General features: G+C 69.9%; 9 protein-coding genes. 6 read left to right on the top strand and 3 right to left on the bottom strand.

The window, feature by feature from the left end:
- Positions 1–16: 16 nt before the first annotated feature.
- Positions 17–2,191, bottom strand: a complete 2,175-nt coding sequence (locus D7W81_RS36965; RefSeq protein WP_120560076.1) for a BamA/OMP85 family outer membrane protein — start codon at positions 2,189–2,191, stop codon at positions 17–19.
- A gap of 166 nt (positions 2,192–2,357) precedes the next feature.
- Here D7W81_RS36965 and D7W81_RS36960 point away from each other — a divergent pair, with 166 nt between their 5' ends.
- Positions 2,358–2,672: a hypothetical protein gene (locus D7W81_RS36960; protein ID WP_120560075.1), complete on the top strand. Its 315-nt coding sequence runs from the start codon at positions 2,358–2,360 to the stop codon at positions 2,670–2,672.
- 70 nt (positions 2,673–2,742) lie between these two features.
- Here D7W81_RS36960 and D7W81_RS36955 read toward each other — a convergent pair whose 3' ends face one another.
- Complete coding sequence (locus D7W81_RS36955; protein ID WP_120560074.1) at positions 2,743–4,296, bottom strand: 4-alpha-glucanotransferase; 1,554 nt, start codon at positions 4,294–4,296, stop codon at positions 2,743–2,745.
- A gap of 170 nt (positions 4,297–4,466) precedes the next feature.
- Positions 4,467–5,102, bottom strand: a complete 636-nt coding sequence (locus tag D7W81_RS36950; RefSeq protein WP_120560073.1) for a hypothetical protein — start codon at positions 5,100–5,102, stop codon at positions 4,467–4,469.
- 96 nt (positions 5,103–5,198) lie between these two features.
- Between D7W81_RS36950 and D7W81_RS36945 the strand changes: the two genes are divergently transcribed.
- The 5 genes from D7W81_RS36945 to D7W81_RS36925 all read left to right on the top strand — a co-directional run bounded on the left by D7W81_RS36945 (position 5,199) and on the right by D7W81_RS36925 (position 8,767).
- Complete coding sequence (locus tag D7W81_RS36945; RefSeq protein WP_120560072.1) at positions 5,199–5,783, top strand: DNA-3-methyladenine glycosylase; 585 nt, start codon at positions 5,199–5,201, stop codon at positions 5,781–5,783.
- 35 nt (positions 5,784–5,818) lie between these two features.
- Positions 5,819–6,448, top strand: coding sequence for an RNA polymerase sigma factor (locus D7W81_RS36940; protein WP_120560071.1), 630 nt, complete (start codon positions 5,819–5,821; stop codon positions 6,446–6,448).
- A 65-nt stretch (positions 6,449–6,513) separates the two neighbouring features.
- On the top strand, positions 6,514–6,753 hold the full coding sequence (locus D7W81_RS36935) for an anti-sigma factor family protein (protein ID WP_014399836.1): 240 nt from the start codon (positions 6,514–6,516) through the stop codon (positions 6,751–6,753).
- The gene (locus D7W81_RS36930; RefSeq protein ID WP_120560070.1) at positions 6,750–7,820 is read left to right on the top strand and encodes a radical SAM protein; all 1,071 of its coding nucleotides are present in this window, start codon (positions 6,750–6,752) and stop codon (positions 7,818–7,820) included. Before D7W81_RS36935 ends, D7W81_RS36930 begins: the two co-directional genes overlap by 4 nt.
- A gap of 185 nt (positions 7,821–8,005) precedes the next feature.
- Positions 8,006–8,767, top strand: a complete 762-nt coding sequence (locus D7W81_RS36925; protein ID WP_120560069.1) for an SDR family oxidoreductase — start codon at positions 8,006–8,008, stop codon at positions 8,765–8,767.
- The last annotated feature ends 10 nt before the right edge of the window (positions 8,768–8,777 follow it).

The raw sequence follows: 8,777 nt of genomic DNA, 5'->3' as shown, positions 1-8,777 counted from the left end.
GGGCTCGTGGGGTCGCTCAAAACGCCTCTCCGATGGAGATATGAACCGCGCAGAGCCCTTCAGGGGCACCCGCGAACGCTGCATCCGCGGAGGTCGAGGCCTTGTCGAACTTGCGCCCAAAGCCCAGGCATCCACCGGAGGACGGATAGATGTATCCGGGATCGCTGACGGGCAATCCCCGCCCGATGTTCAAGCGCCTTGCGATGTCCAGTCGGATGGGGCCCACCACCGTGAGGTAGCGGAGACCGGCGCCCACGGCGTGGTAGTGCTCGGGACCGAACAGCCTGGCGGCGTTCTTGCCAAACAGCGCCTCCGTGCCTACGAGGCCGGAGTCGTAGAAGATCGCCACCATCAGGGCGTCCGTGAGCATGTAGCGCATCTCCACGGAGGTCTCGACCAGGCTGTTGCCACCCACGGGCACGGTGTCCCAGGACTCCAGGATGGGGTTGCCGTCCTCGTCCACCAGGGTGTTGCCGTCGTCGTCCTCCTTGTAGGTGGGCGCGAGCGGCGTCATGGGCGACAGCCGCTGGCCGTTGAAGCCGCGCATCGAGGTGGCGCCGCCGGAGAAGAAGCGGGTGACGATGGAGCTCTGGCCGCCGCCCGCCGGGTTCAGCGTGCCCGCGCGGACCTTCACCGCGAGCGTCAGGTCCTTCTTCTCCCCGATGGAGTGGTAGTAGCGCAGGTCCGGCAGGAGCCGGACGTAGTCGTACTGCCCGAAGAAGGGGCCGCCGCCCTTCTGCACGGAGAAGCCCACGTAGTAGCCGTCGCGCGGCTCGGTGCGGTCGTCGCGGCGGTCCCAGGCGAACGCCACCTCCAGGAAGCTGAGCGCCTGGTCGCAGGTCGCGTCCGTCGCGTTCTCGCAGCCGAGGGTGATGGGCGGGACGCCCTCTTCCAGGCTCACCTGTCCTGTCAGCCGGTAGAGCTGGAGGTTGTACGAGGGGAAGACGGAGAAGGACGGGTGGGGTGTCCAGATGACGCCCGTCTTGAGGTAGCCGCCGTAGAACGAATAGGCCTGCTGCAGGCCCTTCTCCGCGGTGACGGAGGCCTGCAGGGCCACGTCGCGGAAGAGGAAGCGAGGCTGCTCGAACTCCGTGGTGAAGTTGAAGATGGGGCCGTCCTGCGACCCCTCGTCACCCCGGATGCCCGCCAGCACGTTGGGGATGAACGCGTAGCCCACGCGCCCGCGCAGCGTGAGCCTTCGCAGGCCGCCGCGGAAGTTGCGGTTGGTCCACTCGCCCAGCACGCGGCCTTCCTGCCGCGCGGCGTCCACGCCGATACCGCCGCCCAGCCGGATGGAGCGGAAGGGCGACTCGCGCACGTCCACCACCACCGGCACCGTGGCGTTCTGCCGGTCCGGCGCGCCCCGGTTCACCTTCACCGCGCCGAAGACGCCCATGCGGAAGACGCGCGCCTGCGCCTCCGCCAGCGCCGCCTCACTGAAGAAGGCGCCCTTGTGCACGGCGCCCTGCGCCTGCTCGATGATGCGCCGGGGCGGCACCTGGGGGTTGGCGTCCGTGGCGATGAAGATGTTGCCGAAGCGGTAGCGCAGGCCCGGGGCAATCTGCAGGTCCACCACGGCCTTCTGCGTGGCCACGTCCACGCGCACCTCGCCGCCGACCTCGGCTTCCGCGTACCCCAGGTCCTTGAGCCGCTGGAGCACCAGGTCCTTGGTGGTGACCCACGTGTCCTCGCGGAACACGTCGCCGGGCTTCACCGGCAGCTCCTCCAGGATGCGCTCCCGCTCGCGCTGCGACGGCTGGTCCGGCCCCTCGCTCAGGGCCTCCAGGCCGTGCGGTTCGATGCGGTCGATGAGGGTGGGCTCGCCCTCGTTGACCACCACCTTGAGGCGCACGGCCTTGTCGCCGTCGGGGATGACCTCGTTGGACTCCACCTGCGCCTGGTAGAAGCCCTCCGCCTGGTAGAAGCGCTCGATGCGGCGCAGGTCCGCCTGCCACGCGTTGGTGTCGAAGTAGTGCGCCTTGCCGAAGGGCCAGAACGCGTACCACGGGGTCGAGGACGTGAGGATGCGGTCCTTGATGTCCCCGTCGTCCACCTTCTTCGCCCCCTCGATGTCCAGGGACTTCACCTTGGGACCGGTGGGCTGATTGGAGGTGGTGGCGCACGCCGTCAACAGCACGGTCAGCGCGAGGGGCACGGCGGAGCGGAATCGGAGGAGTCGGACGTCGGCCACGCCACGTTTCTTACTGGAAGGCCAGCCCCTGACGCGTTTCGCAATGTTTCTTTATGCGGCGAGTGTCGCATTCCACGACCTCGGGGACGGGGGCAGTGTCCGCCACCCCCCGGGCTCCGCCGTGGCGCGTGCAACCGGGCCCGGGGTGCGTCAGATTCGGGCCCCTATGGTCCGGCGAATCGTGATGTTGCTGTCGGCCACGCTGGTGCTCGTCACCGGCTGCGGCGTGAGCGAAGACGAAGTGGTCCGACTCAAGGAGGGAGAGAACCTCTCCGACACGCCCTACTGCGGCTCGCTCGGGTGCGCGGATCCGTTCCGCTTCTGCGCGGAGCTGTTCCTGGAGTTCGGCCGCTCGCCGCCCCTGTGCGTCGTGGAGAACGTCTGCGACCGGCTGGAGTGCGCGAAGGCGGGCCGCCGCTGCGCCGTGTTCGACGGCTTCCCCGGCCAGGTGAAGTGCATCGAGGACAACGGCCAGGAGTAGGGCGGCCCCGTCACGGCTCCGGCGCCCGGGGCGGCCGCGCATCCAGCGGCCCCGGGGCGGAAGCTTCAGGCTAGCGGCGCGACGAGGCGGTGAGCCACGCCAGGCGCTCCGCCGCGTCCTTCGTCTGGGCTTCCGTGAGCAGCGCGTCCGTGTTCTGCGCGATGCGGTAGGCCCAGTTGGCGTCGCCCATGGTGCCGGGCAGGTTGATGCGGTCGCGCGTGCCCAGCACGTCCTGCCACGGCAGCACGCACAGGTCCGAGCCCGCGTTGAGCGACGCGGCCAGCGTGGCGCGGTGGATGTCCGGGGTGAACTCGCGCGTCAGCGCCACGCCCTGGAACTCCGGCCACGTGCGCGCGGCGTTCTGGCGCTCGTCCTCGCGCGCCTGCTCCCACCACTCGGCCTGCGGCTCCGTGTCGTGCGTGCCGGTGGTGACCAGCGACACGGCGGGGAAGCCGTGCGGGTCGCGGTACGTGTTGTCGTCGCGCTCCCAGCGCAGCACGCGGTAGCCGGGCAGCTTCAGGTCCGCGAGAATCTGGCGCACGAACGGGGGGATGACGCCCAGGTCCTCGGCGACGATGCCCGCGCCCTCCGACAGCAGGCGGAAGTGCTTCTCGCCCTGGCGGCGCCAGGTGGCCTCGTCCGCGGGGACGAAGTAGCCGGTGGGGTTCTTCTCGTCGCGGATCCACTGGCGGAAGTAGCCCACCGCGTGGTCCACGCGGCGCAGGTCGTAGTAGCTGGCCGCCTTGGCCGCGCGCTTCTTCAGCCACGCGTAGTCGTCCTTCTCCATCGCGGCGAAGTCGAAGTAGGGCAGGCCCCAGTCCTGGCCCGTGGCGGAGAAGTCGTCCGGCGGCACGCCCAGGCGCGCGTCGCGGCGCAGGATGTCCGGGTGCGCCCAGCAGTCAGAGCTGTCCTGCCCGATGATGAAGGGCTCGTCCCCGCACAGCAGCACGTCCTTCGCCTTGGCCTGCGCGCGGACCTGGTTCCACTGCGCCTCGGCCAGCCACTGGAGCCACGCGTGGTAGCGCACGCGGCGCTCCAGGCCCTCCTTCTGGATGGCGGCGAGCGCCTCCGGCTGGCGCGTGCGCAGCCCCTCGGGCCACTCCCACCACGGCCGGCGGCCTTCCTTCTCGCTGATGGCGGTGAAGAGGGCGTAGCTCTCCAGCCACTCGCCCTGCGCCTCGCGCCACTTCTGGAACTCCTGGGCGCGCGGCGTGCGCGGCGTCCACTCGTGCTGCTCGAAGTGGTCGAAGGCGCGCGCGAACGCGGCGTCCTTCAGCGGGAACACCAGGTCGTATCTCACGCGCGGCGCGGCGCGGGCCTCCGCCAACTGCTTCTTCTGCGCGTCGCTGAGCGCGCCCTCGCCGCCGGTGGCCTTGAACTCCGGCACCTGATCCAGGTCGATGAAGAGCGGGTTCAGTCCGAACGCGGACCGCGTGGCGTAGGGGCTCGGGTCCCCCGGCGCGGTGGGCAGGAGGGGCAGCACCATCAACATGCGCTGACGCGCGGCCTTCATCCAGGAGAACAGGCCGTCCATGGCGCCGAAGTCGCCAATGCCGAAGTCTGTCCGCGAGCGCAGGGAGAACAGGGGAAGCAGGAGACCGGAGAGCCGGCCAGGAGTGGACATGCGGCGCAATCTGCCCCAGCCCCGGGCCGGTGTGAACTGCTGTCGAGACGCGGTGCGCACACGCCTGCCTGTCAGCCGTCTGGCAAACGCGGCGTTGGACGTTCGTCTGGTGCGAGCGCTCAGTGGTTGACGAAGTGCACGCGCCCCTGGCTCCCGGGCGCACGGCGCCTTCAGTCTCGGAAGTCGAAGTCCAGGTTGACCTCGGCGGCATCCCCCGGGCAGGTGCCGCCCGTCTGCCCCTGGATCGTCAGCTCCAGGTGGCCCCGGAGCCGGTCCTCGGAGTTCTCCTCCAGCACGAGCCGGCCAGAGAGCTTCTGGAGGGTGGTCTCGTCGCGTTCCGCATCCGGGCAGAACGACCGGGTCCAGACCTCCTTCAGCCCGGACGTGTGCCCGGGGCCGGGCTCGAAGTAGACGTCGGAGCGGGGCTCATACCCCTTGGCCGGGAACTGGACCGCTCCGTCGATGACGTACTCCTCGGGTCCCCTCCCCTTCGCGAAGGAGTCGAAGCCCACGTAGACGCAGAGGCCTCGGGCGTCATCCCGGCGCTCCTCCGACGACAGGTCGTCCGAATTGCAGAAGGTGAAGACCGGGCCGAGGGAGAACGTGGTGTTCGACACCGTATCCGGAAGGAACACGCTGGACACGGGCGTGGGGAAATCCTCCCAGACCTCGCCATGCCGCACCCGCATGTGGCCGGTGATGCTGGACTCCCTGTCGCATCCGGTCCCTCCCAGGACCGCGAACGACAACACTCCGGTGAGCAGGGCATGGCGGAAGAGGGGACGGCCCTTCGGTGGGTTGTGCATAAGGCCGTCTGCCATCATCTTTCGCACCCGGGCAAGCCTCCCTGGCGTCGTGGGTGGCCCCGGCCCCGGCTCCCTGTCCGGTCACGCTCCGCACCCATGAAACCCCTTCCCCTGTCCTTCTACGCGCGGCCGACCCTGGAGGTGGCGCGCGACCTCCTGGGCACCCTGCTGGTCGTGGACGGGGTGAGGGGCCGGCGGGTGGGCCGCATCGTGGAGGTGGAGGCCTACCTGGGCGAGCACGACCTGGCGTGCCATTCATCCAAGGGGCGCACGCCGCGCACGGAGGTGATGTTCGGGCCGGCGGGGCGCTCGTACGTCTACCTCATCTACGGAATGCACCACTGCTTCAACGTGGTGACGGATGGGCCCGGGGTGGCGGCGGCGGTGCTGGTGCGGGGCGTGGAGCCGGTGGAGGGCATCCTGGCCGGTGAGCGGACGGACGGGCCCGGGCGGCTGTGCCGGGTGCTGGGGCTGAACCTGAACCACAACGACCTTCCGCTGGACTCGGACGGGCTGCACCTTCTCCCGGGCACGCCGGTGCCGGACGCGCGGGTGGAGCGGGGGCCTCGCATTGGCGTGGAGTACGCCGGGGCGTGGGCCGTTGAACCCTTCCGGCTGTGGGACCGGGACAGTGGACACGTCAGCCGCTTCGTGGCCCGGCGGCCTCGCCGTCGTCCTTGACGCGGAACGTTCTGGCTGGTTGGGTGGAAGACGCCATGTCCCAAGAGGCTCCCCAGGAAGATGACCGGCAGGAAGAAGACCGGCGGCTCCTGGCGCGCGCCCAGGACGGCGACGTGTCCGCCTTCGAGGCCCTGGTGGGCCTGCACCAGGACCGGGTCTACGGCCTGGCCCTGCGGATGACGCGTTCGGAAGCGGACGCGGCGGAAATCACCCAGGACACCTTCCTGTCCGCCTACCAGCACCTGAAGAACTTCCGGGGCGAGGCGGCCTTCGGGTCCTGGGTGCACCGCATCGCGGCCAACCATGCCCTCATGCGCCTGCGTCACCGCCGGGTGGCCCAGGCAGCCGAGTCCGAGCTCCAGGCGCCCGAGTTCACCGAGCGGGGCACCCTGGCGGACTACCCCGTCACGGACTGGAGCCGGGACGCGGAGGAGAAGGCGCTGGACGCGGAGCTGGGGCAGGCAATCCAGCAGGCGGCCGACCGGTTGCCGGAGGGCTACCGGGAAGTCTTCCTCTTGAAAGACGTGGACGGCCTCAGCTACGAACAAATCGCAGAAGTGACGGGGGCTTCCATCCCCGCCATCAAGAGCCGCCTGCACCGGGCACGGCTCGCGCTGCGAGAGGCCATCGACCTGTTCTACAACCGGGACAATCGCGGGGCGTGAAACCCCCAGGGCGCCTCGGCATCTTCGAACAGGAACGAGGGGAGCCGCAGCCAGCCGAGGTTCGGATGTATACCTGCAAAGATTCCATCAACCTCCTGCTGGAGTTCCTCGAAGGCGAGATGCCCGAGGAGGAGGCGCGGCACCTGCAGGAGCACCTGTCGGGCTGTAAGCCCTGCGAGGAATTCCTCAGTACCTACCGGGCGACTCCCGGCCTCTGTAAGCGCGCCATGGCGCTGAAGATGCCTCGGGAGGTGTCGGCGAAGCTGACCGAGTTCCTGCGCTCGAAGATCAAGTCCTGCTCGTGAACCTGAAACAACTGTCGCTGCCGGAGCTGGAAGCAGCGCTCGCGCCGGCCCAGCCGTCCGCGACCGCGGTGCGCAAGGTGTTCGCGGGCGTCTTCGCCCACGCCCGTCCCACGGTGGACGCCGTCGCGCTGGCGCCCCAGGTGCCGCGCCGGGTCGCGGATCTGCTCCGCGCGCAGGCGGAGATGCCGTCCCTCAAGGTCGTCGAGCGGCGGCAGGCGGAAGACGGCTTCGTGAAGTACCTCTTCGAGTCGCCGCTGGGGGGCCGCATCGAGGCGGTGCGCATCCCCATCTTCGAGGAGAAGTACGTCGTCTGCGTGTCCAGCCAGGTGGGCTGCGCGCTGGCGTGCGACTTCTGCATGACGGGCAAGCTGGGCTTCCAGCGCAACCTCCAGACCTGGGAGATTCTTGATCAGGTGATGCAGGTGCGCGCGGAGGCGGACCGGCGCGTGGGCGGCGTGGTGTTCATGGGGATGGGCGAGCCGCTGCTCAACTACAAGGAGACCATCCGCGCGGCGCAGATCCTCTCGCATCCTGCCGGGTTCTCCATCTCCGGCACGGCCATCACGTTCTCCACGGCGGGGCACGTGCCGGCGATCCGCCGCTACACGAAGGAAGGGCACCCGTTCCGCCTGGCGTTCAGCGTGACGAGCGCCATCCCGGAGAAGCGCGCGAAGGTGCTCCCCATCGAGAAGACGCACCCGCTGCCGGAGCTGATCCAGGCCATCCGCGAGTACAGCGAGGCGCGGCGCGAGCGGGCGATGATTGCCTACGTGGCCATCCAGGGCTTCAACCTGGAGCGCGAGGACGCGGAGGCGCTGAAGGCGGCGTTCGAGGGCATCCCCATCAAGGTGGACCTCATCGACGTGACGGACCCGACGGGCAAGTACCTGCCGCCCACGGCGGAGGAGTTGAGCGCGTTCCGCGACCACCTCCAGATTCTCAAGGCGCCCATCGCGCGGCGCTATTCGGGCGGCAAGGAGATTGGCGCGGCGTGCGGCACGCTGGCGGCGAGCCAGTACGGCGGCACGGTGCTGCCGACGCCGGCCGCGGCGCCACGTCAGGCCTGAGCGCCGTTCCCGTGCGCTGACCTGGGCTTCATGCCCGGCGGCGCGAGGCACGCGGGGTTCGTGATTCGACGGCAAGAACCGGAGCGCGGGCACGTGCCCTGCGGCGCTACGAGGACCGTGCGCCGCGGCGATGGCCTGCGCGGGCGCGACCTCACGAGCGGGCCAGTGTCCGGGAGAACCGTCAGATGACGCATCGATTGGAAGGGAAGGTCGCCCTGGTGACGGGGGCGGGTTCAGGGATTGGCCGTGCGACGGCGCTGGCGTTGGCCCGGGAGGGTGCGCGGGTGGTGGCGGCCGGAAGACGCACCGGCCCGCTTGAAGAAACGGCGCGCATGGCCGCGGAGAGGGGAGGGCAGGTGGTGGCCCATGCCGCGGACGTCACGAAGGAGGGCGATGTGGAGGCCCTGGTCCGCTTCACGCTGGAGACGTTCGGGAGGCTCGACATCGGCGTCAACGCGGCCGGGGGGACGTTCGGCGGCGGGCCCACGCACACACTGGACACGTCGTGCTTCCGCGAGTGGATCGACGGGTACCTGGTGAGCGCGTTCCTGTCGACGAAGCACGAGGTGGGCGCGATGTTGAAGTCGGGGGGCGGGAGCGTCATCAACATCGGGACCTTCGTGGGGTACACGAAGGCGATGCCCGGGACGTCCGGGTACGCCGCCGCGAAGACGGGGCTCATCGGGCTCACGCGCACCGTCGCGGCCGAGTACGCGCCGCATGGCATCCGCGCGAACGTGCTCGTCTCCGGGGGCGCGGACACGCCCATGTTCCGGAGCTGGAACGCCTCCGAGGAACAGCGCTCCGCCGCCGCGCGGCTGCATGCGCTCCAGCGCGTCGCGAACCCGGAGGAGATCGCCAACGCGGCGGTCTTCCTAGCAAGCGGGGAGGCGTCCTTCGTCACCGGAAGCGTCTTCACGGCCGACGGAGGCCTCTCGCTCGTCTGAGGACCTGGGG

The sequence above is a fragment of the Corallococcus aberystwythensis genome (assembly GCF_003612165.1).
Classification (GTDB): domain Bacteria; phylum Myxococcota; class Myxococcia; order Myxococcales; family Myxococcaceae; genus Corallococcus; species Corallococcus aberystwythensis.
Note: the sequence above shows the minus strand (reverse complement) of the source record. Positions and strands in the feature narration are given on the sequence as shown.

Excerpts from the sequence above, each read along its gene's own strand:
- D7W81_RS36960 (WP_120560075.1), top strand. The coding sequence starts at position 2,358 with ATGGTCCGGCGAATCGTGATGTTGCTGTCGGCCACGCTGGTGCTCGTC.
- D7W81_RS36955 (WP_120560074.1), bottom strand. The coding sequence starts at position 4,296 with ATGTCCACTCCTGGCCGGCTCTCCGGTCTCCTGCTTCCCCTGTTCTCC.
- D7W81_RS36950 (WP_120560073.1), bottom strand. The coding sequence starts at position 5,102 with ATGCACAACCCACCGAAGGGCCGTCCCCTCTTCCGCCATGCCCTGCTC.
- D7W81_RS36945 (WP_120560072.1), top strand. The coding sequence starts at position 5,199 with ATGAAACCCCTTCCCCTGTCCTTCTACGCGCGGCCGACCCTGGAGGTG.
- D7W81_RS36940 (WP_120560071.1), top strand. The coding sequence starts at position 5,819 with ATGTCCCAAGAGGCTCCCCAGGAAGATGACCGGCAGGAAGAAGACCGG.
- D7W81_RS36935 (WP_014399836.1), top strand. The coding sequence starts at position 6,514 with ATGTATACCTGCAAAGATTCCATCAACCTCCTGCTGGAGTTCCTCGAA.
- D7W81_RS36925 (WP_120560069.1), top strand. The coding sequence starts at position 8,006 with ATGACGCATCGATTGGAAGGGAAGGTCGCCCTGGTGACGGGGGCGGGT.